This window comes from Streptomyces luomodiensis (assembly GCF_031679605.1).
Lineage (GTDB): Bacteria > Actinomycetota > Actinomycetes > Streptomycetales > Streptomycetaceae > Streptomyces > Streptomyces luomodiensis.
In genome coordinates this window covers 3,028,557-3,041,604 of record NZ_CP117522.1, presented here as the reverse complement: position 1 = coordinate 3,041,604, position 13,048 = coordinate 3,028,557, and the positions used below count along the sequence as shown (strand labels likewise).

The 13,048-nt window shown below is 73.2% G+C and carries 11 protein-coding genes; 5 read left to right on the top strand and 6 right to left on the bottom strand.

All coding sequences use genetic code 11. From position 1 onward, the window contains the following. Nucleotides 1–164: 164 nt before the first annotated feature. Nucleotides 165–938 (bottom strand): SDR family oxidoreductase, encoded by a 774-nt coding sequence (locus PS467_RS13045; RefSeq protein WP_311035414.1) that lies wholly within the window; start codon nt 936–938, stop codon nt 165–167. 173 nt (nt 939–1,111) lie between these two features. Between PS467_RS13045 and PS467_RS13040 the strand changes: the two genes are divergently transcribed. Then, nucleotides 1,112–2,734, top strand: a complete 1,623-nt coding sequence (locus tag PS467_RS13040; RefSeq protein ID WP_311035413.1) for an alkaline phosphatase D family protein — start codon at nt 1,112–1,114, stop codon at nt 2,732–2,734. Nucleotides 2,735–2,782: 48 nt separating this feature from the next. Here the strand turns inward: PS467_RS13040 and PS467_RS13035 are convergent, their stop codons facing one another. Further along, nucleotides 2,783–3,790 (bottom strand): Gfo/Idh/MocA family protein, encoded by a 1,008-nt coding sequence (locus PS467_RS13035; protein WP_311035412.1) that lies wholly within the window; start codon nt 3,788–3,790, stop codon nt 2,783–2,785. A gap of 92 nt (nt 3,791–3,882) precedes the next feature. Here PS467_RS13035 and PS467_RS13030 point away from each other — a divergent pair, with 92 nt between their 5' ends. The 3 genes from PS467_RS13030 (at nt 3,883) to PS467_RS13020 (ending at nt 7,735) form a co-directional block, all read left to right on the top strand. Beyond that, nucleotides 3,883–5,238 (top strand): multidrug effflux MFS transporter, encoded by a 1,356-nt coding sequence (locus PS467_RS13030; RefSeq protein ID WP_311035411.1) that lies wholly within the window; start codon nt 3,883–3,885, stop codon nt 5,236–5,238. Beyond that, complete coding sequence (locus tag PS467_RS13025) at nt 5,199–6,302, top strand: serine hydrolase domain-containing protein (protein ID WP_311035410.1); 1,104 nt, start codon at nt 5,199–5,201, stop codon at nt 6,300–6,302. The genes PS467_RS13030 and PS467_RS13025 overlap by 40 nt, the downstream gene beginning before the upstream one ends. 116 nt (nt 6,303–6,418) lie before the next feature. Continuing rightward, on the top strand, nt 6,419–7,735 hold the full coding sequence (locus PS467_RS13020; protein WP_311035409.1) for a cytochrome P450: 1,317 nt from the start codon (nt 6,419–6,421) through the stop codon (nt 7,733–7,735). Nucleotides 7,736–7,841: 106 nt separating this feature from the next. Here the strand turns inward: PS467_RS13020 and PS467_RS13015 are convergent, their stop codons facing one another. Further along, on the bottom strand, nt 7,842–8,864 hold the full coding sequence (locus PS467_RS13015; RefSeq protein WP_311035408.1) for a small ribosomal subunit Rsm22 family protein: 1,023 nt from the start codon (nt 8,862–8,864) through the stop codon (nt 7,842–7,844). A 480-nt stretch (nt 8,865–9,344) separates the two neighbouring features. Further along, entirely contained in the window at nt 9,345–10,247 is a 903-nt protein-coding gene (locus tag PS467_RS13010; RefSeq protein ID WP_311035407.1) for a glycerophosphodiester phosphodiesterase, read from the bottom strand. Between the two features lie 168 nt (nt 10,248–10,415). Between PS467_RS13010 and PS467_RS13005 the strand changes: the two genes are divergently transcribed. Then, a complete protein-coding gene (locus tag PS467_RS13005; protein WP_311035406.1) occupies nt 10,416–11,153 on the top strand; it encodes a bifunctional DNA primase/polymerase in 738 nt (245 codons plus the stop codon). Nucleotides 11,154–11,202: 49 nt separating this feature from the next. Here PS467_RS13005 and PS467_RS13000 read toward each other — a convergent pair whose 3' ends face one another. Together PS467_RS13000 and efeU are read right to left on the bottom strand one after the other, a co-directional pair. After that, nucleotides 11,203–12,108, bottom strand: a complete 906-nt coding sequence (locus PS467_RS13000; protein ID WP_311035405.1) for an SCO2278 family lipoprotein — start codon at nt 12,106–12,108, stop codon at nt 11,203–11,205. Beyond that, nucleotides 12,059–13,036, bottom strand: coding sequence for an iron uptake transporter permease EfeU (efeU, locus tag PS467_RS12995; RefSeq protein ID WP_311035404.1), 978 nt, complete (start codon nt 13,034–13,036; stop codon nt 12,059–12,061). Before efeU ends, PS467_RS13000 begins: the two co-directional genes overlap by 50 nt. Nucleotides 13,037–13,048: the final 12 nt, after the last annotated feature.

Genomic DNA, 13,048 nt, shown 5'->3' with positions numbered 1-13,048 from the left:
CCGATGGGGTGAATTACCCGCATCCTCACATCATCTCCACAAGCGGAGGCTATCTACGCTGGGTGACGAACCCTCATCCGCCAGCCATGGCCGATGCGCCGTCAGCCGTGGCCGATGCGCGGTCCGCCATGGCCGATGCGCGGTCCGTCGTGGCCGATGCGCCGTCAGCCACGGCCGATGTACGGCATCGCCGTCGCCATGACCGTCGCGAACTGCACGTTCGCCTCCAGGGGCAGCGACGCCATATGCCGCACCGTGCGCGCCACGTCCGCGACGTCCATCACGGGCTCGACCATCACCTCCCCGTTCGCCTGGGGCACACCGGTGGGCATCCGCTCCGTCATCTCGGTCGCCGCATTGCCGATGTCGATCTGCCCGCAGGCGATGCGGTACCGGCGGCCGTCCAGCGACAGCGACTTGGTGAGCCCGGTGATGGCGTGCTTGGTGGCGGTGTACGCCACACTGTCCGGCCTGGGCGCGTGGGCCGAGATCGAGCCGTTGTTGATGATCCGCCCGCCGTGTGGGTCCTGCTCGCGCATCAGCCGGAACGCCGCCTGCGCGCACAGGAACGCGCCCGTCAGATTGGTGTCCACGACCGACCGCCAGTCCTCGTAGCGCAGATCCGCCAGCGCCACGCCGCGCGGTCCGAAGCTCCCCGCGTTGTTGAACAGCAGATCGAGCCGCCCGAACCGCTCCCGCACCGCCGCGAAGAGCGCGTCCACCCGCTCCGGGCCGGCCACGTCCGTCGGCACCACGAGGGCCGGGGGGCCGCCGCCGGCCAGCCGTGCCGTCTCCGCCAGGGCCTCCTCGCGGCGCCCCGCCAGCACCACCGACCAGCCCGCGTCGAGGAGTTCGAGCGCCACCGCCCGGCCGATCCCCGAGCCCGCGCCCGTCACCACCGCCACCTTCGACACCACCGACACACGACCGTCGCTCATGGCGCCGCAGCGTACGCCACGTCACCCCGCCGCGGCTCCGGGCCGGTTCGCCGCAAAGGTCCGTTCCGGGGCCGGACCTCACCCACCGGTCATGCGGTTGTCGTGCACAGGCAAACACCTGGCCGTCCCCCGACACTCCAATTCCTCTGACGCACCGAGCCAGGGGAGAGCACATGGCACACGACTCGCATCAGCGGGCCATACGAGCCGCGGCCGCACGTCTGGGACGCCGCCGCTTCCTCACCGTCACCGCGGCCGCCGCCGCGCTCGCCTTCACCACCAACCTGCCCACCGCCCACGCCGCGCAGGTGTCTCCGCAAGCGCTCACCGACAACCCCTTCACCCTCGGCGTGGCCTCCGGCGACCCGCTGCCCGACGCGGTCGTGCTGTGGACCAGGCTGGCACCGCGCCCGTACGAGCCGGGCAACGGGCTGCCCGAAGAGGGCACCGTCAAGGTCGAGTGGGAGATCGCCCGCGACGAGCAGTTCCAGCGCGTCGCCCGCCGGGGGACCGCCACCGCGCACGCCGAGTTCAACTACACCGTGCACGTGGACGCCAAGGGGCTGGAGCCGGACCGCGTCTACTGGTACCGCTTCCGGGCCGGGAGCTGGACCAGCCCGGCCGGCCGCACCCGCACCACCCCGGCCGCGGGCGCGAAGGTCCGGGACGTCCGCTTCGGCCTGGTGTCCTGCCAGGCGTACCACGACGGCTACTTCACCGCCTACCGCCACCTGGCCGGCGAGGACCTGGACGCCGTCTTCCACGTGGGCGACTACCAGTACGAGTACGCGGTCAACTCCGTGGGCGGCGCCCGCAACTACACCGACCGCACCCTGCCCGCGGTGTTCAACACCGAGACGGTGACCCTCGAGGACTACCGGCTGCGCTACGCGCTCTACAAGTCCGACGAGGACCTCCAGGCCGCCCACGCCGCCTTCCCCTGGTACGTCACCTGGGACGACCACGAGACCGAGAACAACTACGCGGGCGACATCGACGAGCACGACGGTCCGTCGGAGGAGTTCCTGATCCGCCGGGCCGCCGCCTACCGGGCGTACTGGGAGAACATGCCGCTGCGCATGCCGCAGCGGCCGGACGGCGCCGACATGCGGCTCTACCGCCGCTTCCACTACGGGAAGCTCGCCCAGTTCGACATCCTCGACACCCGCCAGTACCGCTCCAACCAGGCGTACGGCGACGGCTGGCAGTACCCCGGCCCGGAGTCCGAGGACCCCTCGCGCACCCTCACCGGCGCCGCCCAGGAGCGGTGGCTGCTCGACGGTTTCCAGCGCTCCACCGCCACCTGGAACGTGCTGCCGCAGCAGGTCACCTTCTCGCAGCGGAAGAACACCACCGCCGAGCGCTCCAAGCTCTCGATGGACTCCTGGGACGGCTACCCCGCCTCCCGGGCCCGGATCCTGGCCGGTGTCGAGCAGGCCGGCCTGGAGAACTTCGTGGTGCTCACCGGCGATGTGCATGTGCACTACGCCTTCGACATCAAGCGGGACTTCGACGACCCGGCCTCCCGCACCCTGGGCGTGGAGTTCGTCGGCACGTCCATCGCCAGCGGCAAGGACGGCGCCGACAAGCCCGCCAACTGGGCCACGTACATGGACGCCAACCCGCATATGAAGTTCTACAACGGCCGGCGCGGCTATGTGACGGTCTCGCTGGACGAGCGGCGGGCCCAGGCCGACTACAAGACGGTCTCCGCGGTCACCACCCCCAACGCGCCGCTCACCACGGCGGCGTCGTTCGTCAGCGAGGCCGGCAACCCCGGCCTGCGGCAGGTCTGACCGGACGGACGGGCCCGGCGCGCATCCCCTGCGCCGGGCCCGCCCGGCTCACTCCCCGCCCTCGCCCGGGTACCGCACCCCGATCAGCTCGCGCGCCGCGTCCAGGGTGCGCATCACCGCCAGCGTGCCGTCCAGCGGCACCAGCGGGGACTCCGTCTCGCCCGCGCGCAGCGCGCGCATCACCTCCGCCGCCTCGCGCTGGTAGGAGCGCAGCCCGTCCACCGCCGTGATCTCCTCCGGGTCCCGGCCCGGCCGGTGCAGCACGAAGCGCTCGGGGTGGAAGAAGCCGCGCGGGAACTCGATCCGCCCCGCCGTCCCCGTCACCGCCGCGGTCATCGGCGTGTCCGCGGTGATCGAGCAGGACAGCAGCGCCACCGCCCCGCTGTCCCAGCCCAGCGCCAGGCCCGTGTTCACGTCCACGCCCCGCGGGGAGAGCTGCCCCACCGCCCGCACCGTGTCCGGCTCGCCGAGCAGCAGCTGGGCGAAGGACACCGGATAGACGCCGAGGTCCAGCAGGGCGCCGCCGCCCAGGGCCGGATCGCTCAGCCGGTGGTCCTGCGGGAAGGGGCCGGGCAGCCCGAAGTCCGCGTGGACCGCCCGGACCTCCCCGATCGCGCCGTCGTGGACCAGTTCGGTCATCCGGCGGACGACCGGATCGCAGTACGTCCACATCGCCTCCATCAGGAAGCGGCCCCGGCTCCGGGCCAGGTCCACCAGCTCCTTCGCCTGACGGACATTGAGCGTGAACGGCTTCTCGCACAGCACCGCCCGCCCCGCCTCCAGGCACAGCCCGGCCGCCGCCCGATGGGCCGAGTGCGGGGTGGCGACGTATATCACATCGAGCTCGTCATCGGCCGCCAGCTCCTCCCAGCCGCCGTAGGCGCGCGGTATCCCGAACCGCTCCGCGAACCGCTTCGCCGACTCCGGCCGGCGCGAGCCGACCGCCATGACCTGCGCGTCCGCCATCTCCAGCAGATCCGCGGTGAACGACGCGGCGATCCCACCGGTCGCCAGAATCCCCCACCGCACGGCCTGCGACCCGCTTGTTCCGGCCATCCCGCCCCCACGCCCCCTGTCCGTAAAAGGTTCGACCCGATTCGAATTGCTGAGAGCATAGAGAACGCATCAACGACTCATGGAAGGTAAGCATGCAGCAGCCCGGCCAACCGGCCGCCGCTTCCCCCCGGGCCGACCGGCCCGACACCCCGTCCCCCGACTCCGTCACCGCCTCCCTCCCCTCCGCCGCCCCCGGGTCCGCCGCCTCCGCTCCCGGGCTCACCGCGCAGCGCCGTACGAGCCTCCTCGTCACCCTGGTCCTCGGCGGGCTCACCGCACTCCCCGCGCTGTCCATGGACATGTACCTCCCGGCCCTGCCGGAGGTCACCGACGCGCTCCACAGCTCGGCCGCCACCGCCCAGCTCACCCTCACCGCCTGTCTGATGGGCATGGCGCTCGGCCAGCTCGTCGTCGGCCCGATGAGCGACAAGTGGGGGCGCCGCCGCCCGCTGCTCACCGGCATGGTGATCTACATCGTCGCCACCGCCATCTGCGCCTTCGCCCCCAGCGCCGGGATGCTCATCGCCTTCCGGCTGCTCCAGGGACTGGCGGGTTCGGCCGGCATAGTGATCGCCCGCGCCGTCGTCCGCGACCTCTACGACGGCATCGCGATGGCCCGCTTCTTCTCCACCCTGATGCTGATCTCGGGTGTGGCGCCCATCGCGGCCCCGGTCATCGGCGGCCAGATCCTCCGCTTCACCGACTGGCGCGGGGTCTTCGTGGTGCTCACCGTGATCGGCACCCTGCTCACCCTCGTGGTCTGGCGCTGGCTGGGGGAGACCCTGCCGCCCCAGCGGCGCCATGCCGGCGGGCTCGGCCAGACCCTGCGCACCATGCGCGGTCTGCTCGCCGACCGCGTCTTCACCGGCTACATGCTCGCGGGCGGTTTCACCTTCGCGGCGCTGTTCGCCTATGTCGCCGGTTCGTCCTTCGTGGTCCAGGAGATCTACGGCGCCTCACCGCAGACCTTCAGCCTGCTGTTCGGGCTGAACTCGATCGGTCTGGTCGTCACCGGCCAGCTCAACGGCCGGGTGCTGGTCGGCCGGGTCAGCATGGACAAGGTGCTGACCGTGGGGCTGGTGGTGATCACCGCCGCGGCGGCCGCGCTGCTCGTGCTGTCCTCCGGGGTCTTCGGGAAGGCCGGTCTGGTCCCGGTGGCGGGGAGCCTGTTCGTGCTGATGTCCGCGATGGGCCTGGCCATGCCGAACACCAACGCCCAGGCGCTGAACCGCACCCCGCACGCCGCCGGTTCCGCCTCCGCGCTGCTGGGCACCTCCACCTTCCTGCTGGGCGCGGTGGCCTCCCCGCTGGTGGGGATCGCGGGCGAGACCACGGCGGTGCCGATGGCCGTCGTCCAGCTGTCCTGCGCGCTCGCGGCCATGGCCTGCTTCATGGGACTCTGCCGTCCGTGGCAGCGACGTACGAAGCAGAGCACGACCGTGGCCTGACCCGGCTGCTGGAGACCGTCAGGGCGCTTCCCGAGGGGGAGCGCCCTTGGTGTTCGGGGGTGGCGCTGGCCGCCGGGACCGGATCGGGCCCGGTCGCCGAGGAGGCCTTCGGCTGGGCGGTGCGCTACGCGGCGTACGACGAGGCCGCCGGCCGGGGCGTGGAGCTGCCGCGACAGCGGTGGGTGCCGGTGCGGCACGACACCGTCTTCGACCTCGCCTCGCTCACCAAGCTGTTCACCACCATCGTGGCGCTGCGCGCGGTCGAACGCGGGCTGATCGCGCTGGACGGGCAGGTCGCCGCGTACGCCCCCGAGTGCACGGCCGCCGCCGAGCACGGCATCACGGTGCGGCAGCTGCTCACCCACACCTCGGGGCTGCTGCCCGAACTGCCGCTGTACGAGGAGGACGGGCGGGAGCGGGCGCTGGCCCGGGTCGCGGCCGAGCCGCCCACCACCCCGCCCGGCACCGCCCGCCGCTACTCCGACCTCAACTTCCTGCTGCTCCAGCGCGTGCTGGAGCGGACCGCGGGGCGCACCCTGGACCAGCTCGTGCGGGAGACGGTCACCGGCCCGCTGGGCATGGCCGCCACCCGCTTTCGCCCGCCCGCCTCCTGGCTGCCCCGGATCGCGGCCACAGAGGACCAGCGGCGGCCCTGGGGAAAGCTGGACCGGGGGATGCTGCGGGGCGTGGTGCACGACGAGAACGCGTGGGCGCTGGGCGGGGTCGCGGGCCACGCGGGGCTCTTCTCGACGGCCGGGGACCTGGCGGTGCTGTGCCGGGCGCTGCTGGCCGGCGGCGGGCCCGTGCTGTCGCCGGAGTCCACCGAGCTGATGCTGACCGCGCCGGGGCTGGGCTTCGAGGTCGACCAGCCGTGGTTCATGGGGGAGCTGGCGGGGCGGGGCGCCGCGGGGCACACCGGCTTCACCGGGACCAGCCTGGTGGTGGACCGGGCCCGCGGGGCCTATCTGGTGCTGCTCGCCACCACGGTGCACCCGCGCCGCCGCCCCGGCGACAGCGCGCCCCGCGCGGCGGCGGCCACGGCGCTGGCCCGCGCCCTGCGCTGAGCCGCACCATCCTGTAACGTCGCGGCAGTTGGCCTGGTCGATGCGCTTGGTTAGCCTGTGCCACTGCCGTATCCGCCCGGCGGCAGCGCTGATCCACCGCTACGAGGAAGACCGCTGTGACGAACCCCCAGGACCCGCAGGACATACCGGATTCCCAGGACGTGCCGGGCGCGGGGGACGCGCCCGGCGGCACGGCCCCGGTGGCGCCGCCCCCCGGCTGCCCCGCCCACGCCGGCCCCGCGCTGCTGTACGGGGCGGACTACCTGCGGAATCCGACCGAGAGCTATCAGCGGATGCGGAAGGAGCACGGACAGGTCGCCCCGGTCCTGCTCGAGTCCGACATCCCCGCGTGGCTGGTCCTCGGCTATCGCGAGGTGCGCCAGGTCGTCACCGACACCCAGACCTACGGCCGTGACTCGCGCCGCTGGAACCGCTGGGACGAGGTGCCGTCCGACTGGTCCCTCCTGCCCTGGGTGGAGCACGGCCCCATGCTCTACCTCACCGAGGGGGACGAGCACCGGCGGCGCTCGGCGGCCGTCAGCGACGCCCTCTCCGCCATCGACCCGTTCGAACTGCGCAACCACTGCGAGCGCTTCGCGGACTGGCTGATCGACAAGTTCGCCGGCAGCGGCAAGGCGGACCTGGTGCGGGACTACGTGTACTCGGTGCCCGCCCTCGCCATGGGCCAGATGTTCGGCCTGCCCGAGGACAGGCTGGAGTACATGGCGGAGGCCCTGACCGTCTCGCTGCTGTCCACCGAGGAGTCCATGGCGGCCAAGGAGCGGGCCGCCACGGGGGTGGAGGAGCTGGTGGCGGCCAAGCGCGAGTCGCCGGGCTCGGACGTCACCTCCCGGTTCATCCAGAACGCCCCGGACCTTACCGACGAGCAGTTGATCGGGGACCTGATGGCGATGATGGCCGCCGGTCTGCCCGCCACGTCCTACTGGATCGGCAACACCGTCCGGCTGATGCTCACCGACGACCGGTTCGCGGTGACCCTCGCGGGCGGCCGCCGGAGCATCGGCGAGGCCATGAACGAGGTGCTGTGGGCCGACTCCCCGCTCCAGAACGTCATCGGGCGCTTCGCCACCCGGGACACCACGCTCGGCGGGCAGCGCATCCGCGCCGGTGACCTCCTCGTCCTCGGCCTGGCCGCCGCGAACGCGGACCCGCTGCTGTGGCCCGACTCCACGGCGGGCTACGCCGGGAACAACGCGCATGTGTCCTTCACCGGCGGCGACTACGGGTGCCCGGCGGGCGCCCCCGAGCTGGGCAAGATCATCTCGGAGACGGCGATCGAGGTGCTGCTGGACCGCGTCCCGGACCTGACGCTGGCCGTCGAACCCGAGGAACTCCAGTGGGCGGACTCCCTGTGGTACCGCTGCCTGGTCTCGCTGCCGGTCACCTTCACGCCGGCACCCGTCACCGACTAGGCCCGGCAGCCGGGGGAGCCGTACCAGGCACCGCGGGCCCGCGAAGGTCCGTGGCCCTGAAGGTCCGTGGCCCCGAAGATCCGCCGGACCGGGCCCGGCGCAGGCCCTACGCCGGGTCGGTCGCGGCGGACTCGGGGGGCCAGACGTCCCCCCAGGACGCGTCGCGGGCGGCCCGGTACAGCGGCCCCTGGCGCTTGGTCACCGTGGTGCGCCCCAGCCCCTCCGGCCGGTCGCACAGGTCCAGCAGCACCTGGCCCTTGCGGATCTGCGGACGGCGCACCACCCGCGCCCCGGCGGGCGCGGCGTCGAACCGTACGGCCGCGACGTAGCTGAACTTCTCGTCCTCGTACGGCAGCGAACCGCCCTTGACCTGCCGGTGCAGGGAGGAGCGGCGGACCCGGGCGGCGAAGTGGCACCAGTCGGCGCCGGGCTCGATCGGGCAGGCCGCGCCGTGCGGACAGGGGGCGACGATCCGCAGCCCGGCCGCCAGCAGCCGTTCCCGCGCCTCGCGGATTCGCAGATAGCCGTCCGGGGTGCCCGGTTCGATCAGCACCACGGCCTGGGCCGCGCGGCTCGCCTCGGCCACCACGGCCCGCCGGTCGGCCTCGGTCAGCTCGCCCAGCACATAGCTGACGGTGACGAGGTCGGTCCCGTCCGGCAGGGCGAGGCCGTCGCCGATGGCCCGGCGCTGCCAGCGGGCGGTGCGCAGCGACGCGGAGGGCGCCTGGCGGGCCAGTTCGCGGCCGAGGTCCAGCGCGGGCTCGGCCCAGTCCAGGACCGTGGTGGTGTGCCCGGCCTCCGGCCAGGTGGCGGCCACTGCCCAACTGGCCGCGCCGGTGCCGCCGCCGATGTCGATATGCGAGGCCGGGGCCCATGCGGGCGCCCCGGCGCGGAAGGCGGTGAGCGCGGCGCGCACGGCCTCGAAGGTCGCGGGCATCCGGTACGCGGCGTACGCGGCGACATCGGAGCGGTCCCGCAGCACGGGCGCGTCGGTCGGGGTGCGCCCCCGGTAGTGGCCGATCAGCCGGTCGACCGCCTGGGCCGCCTGGCGGGGCGGCAGCCCGTCGAGAAGGCCGGCGAGCGCGGTGTGCGGCGTCTCGTCGGTGCGGGCGGCGTCGGGGGCGTGCATTCGCTGGATTCTACCGGCCGAAAGGGGCCCGCCTTCCCCACGGCGAAACGTCTTCCCCCGCCTCCGGCAGCCCCCGGCGTGGACCCCACCCCCAAGACCGCCACCGCCCGCACCGGGCCGCGCTGCTTGCGCCGGGCTGCCGCTTGCGCCGGGGCGCTGCCTCGTGCTGGGGCGCCGCCTCGTGCCGGGTTGCCGCCCGTGCCGGGTTGCCGCCCGTGCCGGGTTGCCGCCAGCGCCGGGCCGTCGCCCGTGCCGGGCCGTCGCCCGTGCCGGGCCGTCGACCGCGCCGGGGTCGGCGAGCGGACCGTCTGCCGCTGGTGGCCCGCCGAGGCCGCGTCCTGCTCGATGCCCTGGTGGTGCTCGGCGAGCGGCCGCCCGCAGGGCGGGCCGGGGTGGGCCACCGGCGGCGGACGCGTGCGCGGACGCCTTGGGCCGGTCGTCACGGCCCTGCGGCCGCGCCAGTCACGGCTCTGCGGGGCCTCAGCCCCCGTCCCGCGTCCGCGCCGGTCGTATGGGCGTGGCGGCCAGTCGGGCCGGCGCGTCCGTGATGATGCCGTCGCAGCCCAGCCGCAGCATCCGGTCCCGCTGGGCCGGGGTGTCCACGGTGTGCGCCCACACCCGGGGTATCCCGGAGGCGACGGCCCGCCGTACATCGGTGTCCCGCGCTCGGTAGTCGACGTCCAGCAGATCGACGGTGCCGCGCCAGTCGCGCGGGGTGTCGGTGCGCAGCTGCCGGGCGGACCGCCACAGCTGGGTCAGCAGTCCCGCGCGGTGCGCCTCGCGGGCCACCTCGGGGCGGTTGGTGTTGACGTAGACGGAGTGGATCAGTCCGCGGTCACGGATCATCGTGGCCAGTCGCGGCAGACTCTCCGGATCCTTGGCCTCCACCATCAGGGTGATCCGGCCGCCGAACCGGTCCAGCGCCTCGGCGACCGTCGGCGGACGCTCGGGCCGCCAGTCGCCGCGCAGCGAGGCGGCGGGGCGCAGCCGGACCGTCCGCCACTGGGCGGCGGTCAGGTCCCGTACCGGCCCGGTCCGGTCGGTGGTGCGGTCCAGCGTCGCGTCGTGCATCACCACGAGCGTGCCGTCCCGCAGCATGCGGGTGTCGAAGTCGAGGACCTGGGCGTCGTGCCGGCGGAAGGCGACGGCCAGCCCGGACATGCTGTTCTCGGGCACTTCCAGGGCGCCGCCGCGGTGTGCCGTGTAGGTGACGGCGGGCTGTCCGGCCGGGGGCACGATGAGCGCGGGCCTGAGGCGCGTCGGTTCCGCGACCGGGGGTGTGAGGCGTCGGGGGGACGGCCGGGCGGCGGGGTGGGCCGCGACGGCCGCCGGTATGGAGAGGCTGAGAACCGCGGCCGCGATCGATACGCGCCTGCTGAACATAAACGGAACGCTAGGGGCGGGACGCCCGGTATGCCCTGCTATCCGCACCCGGTCGGGGTGCTCTTCCGTACCCCGGATGCGGACACCGGCCACTTCGGGAGCAGGATGGTGGCAGCATTGATCGGGTACCGGCGGTACCGCCGGGCCGGCGGTGAAGCGAGGCGGTAGATGGAACGCAAGAGCAGGTTCTCCCAGTGGCTGCGTCGGCCGAGGAGCCAAGCGGGCGGCGACAAGGACACGGGAGCGGGCGCCGGCGGCGTCCGCGAGGACCTGCTGCTGGCCGCCGCCGCGGCGGGATTCCCGCTCGCACCGGCCGCCCACCCCTCCGGTTACGGCTGTTCCTGTGACCGCATCGGCTGTCCCACCCCCGCCCGCCACCCCGTCTCGTTCGCCTGGCAGACGCAGGCGACCACCGACCCGGACCGGGTCGCGCAGTGGCTGCGGGCCGATCCGCAGGCCAACTTCATCACCGCCACCGGCATCGTCCACGATGTGCTGGACGTGCCCGCGGACGCCGGGCGGCTGGCCCTGGAGCGGCTGGGCACGGCCGAGGTCGAGGTCGGGCCGGTGGCCACCAGCAGCGGCGATCTCCAGCAGGGCCGGATGCTGTTCTTCACCGCCACCCGGGGCACCCCCGATGACGAGGACGAGTGGTGGCCCTGTGAGCTGGACTGCCACCCTGAGACCATGGACGAGCACCCGGGGCTGCGCTGGCACTGCCGGGGCAGCTATGTGCTGGTACCGCCCGCGCGGCTGCCCGGCGACGGCCATGTGGGCTGGCTGCTCGGCCCGGAGCGGCCGCTGCCCGACCCCCTGACCCTGCTGGAGTCGCTCACCGACGCGTGTGCCCAGTTCGCGGGCGAGGACCAGGACCACGACTCGGCCGCCTGGCCGATAGGGCGGTAGCGCCGACAGGGCGACAGCGCTGCTGGGGCGGTAGCGCCCCGGAACCGGATCATTCGCCCTTGGCGGCGGTCACACCCTCCAGGCGGTTGAGGAAGACCACCTGCGGGTCCGCCGCGTCCTTGGCCGGGACCCGCACCGCCGACTCGGCGACCCTGGTCAGCGTCACCGCCTTCTTCGCCTCCCCGGTCATCAGCGCCTTGATCTGCGGATCGGGGTTGGGCCGGTAGCCCTTGGCCATGGTCTGCTTCTGCAGGTGGTGCGAGGCGAAGAACACGATCGCCCCGCCGTCCGAGGTGCGCAGCCCCACCGGGGCGTACTGGTCGCCCTGCGCCGGGGTGTCGATGTACTCCGTCCAGAACTTCGGCGTGCGCAGGTACTTCTTCCGCGCGTCCCGGAGCCGTGAGGTCGACTGGCCGTCGGCGAAGACCGCGCCCTTGCCCGTCATCAGGTAGTCGGTGTATTCCGCGCTCAGCTTGTCCGGCCGGGCCGCCAGCTTCGGGGCCGGACCCGCGGCCGGGACCGGTTTGGCCCAGCCGTCCTCGTCGGTCGCGACGTCCGGCACCTCGTCCTGGCTGAGGATCGACAGATACGCGGCCTTCCACGGCTCGTCGGCGCCGTCGCGGGTGAAGACGAACAGCCAGCGGTTGTCGTCGCGGTTGCTGTCGGTGTCCGCGACGAAGAACTTCGGCCAGCCCACCTGCTTGGGGATGTGGAACGTCGCGTCGGACAGCTTCAGCGGCGAGTACCTGGGGTTGCCGCCGGGCGAGCCCGCGTGCTGGGCCTTGAGGTCGGCCGTGCTGATCGCCCCCAGCGGGCCCGTCTCCACCTGGCTCGCCAGCGACGGATCCAGCTCCCGGTACGCCTCGTTGTAGGTGTCGAGGAACCGCTTGAGGGCCTTGGGCGCCTCAGCCTTGTCCACCGACGGGATGTTCTCCCGCTCCCCGTGCACCGTCATGCACCCTGTCAGCGTCATCCCCAGCGTCAGTACCACCGCTGCGGTCGGAACTGCGAACTGCCGACGGGGCGACCTGCGTGTCATGGGGCTCCGGCTCCCGGTTCCTGGGGGCTGCTGTGGACGGCGACACCCTACCGGGGCGCAGGAACAGCGCGAGCGTGGGGACCAGATAGAGCGCCCACATCCACAGCTGAAGCTCGGTCGGGTCCGGCTGGAAGTTGAAGACGCCCTTGAGCAGCGTGCCGTACCAGGAGTCGGGCGGGATGGTCGAGCTGATGTCGAACGCCGTCGAGTGCAGTCCGGGGAGCCAGTCCGCCTCCTGCAGATCGTGGAAGCCGTACGCGAGCACCCCCGCCGCCACCACGACCAGCATCGCGCCGGTCCAGGTGAAGAACTTCGACAGGTTGATCCGGAGCGCGCCCCGGTAGAACAGCCAGCCCAGCGCCACCGCGGTGACCAGGCCCAGCACCACACCGATCAGCGGGTCCGCCGTACCGTCGTTGCTGGCCCGCACCGCCGTCCACACGAACAGCGCGGTCTCCAGGCCCTCTCGGCCCACCGCGAGGAAGGCCGTGGCCACCAGCGCCCCGGTGCCCATCGCCAGCGCCGCGTCCAGCTTGCTGTGCAGTTCGGACCGCAGATGGCGGGCGGTGCGCCGCATCCAGAAGACCATCCAGGTCACCAGGCCGACCGAGACGATCGACAGCGAGCCGCCCAGCGCCTCCTGCGCCTCGAAGGTCAGCTCCTGGGAGCCGAACTCCAGTGCCGCGCCGAAGGACATGCTCAAGGTCACCGCGGCGGCGATGCCGAGCCACACCGGGCGCAGCGCGTCCCGGCGCCCGGTCTTGACCAGGTAGGCGACCAGGATGCAGACGACCAGGCTGGCTTCGAGCCCTTCGCGCAGACCGATCAGGTAGTTGCCGAACACGAGGTTCGCCTT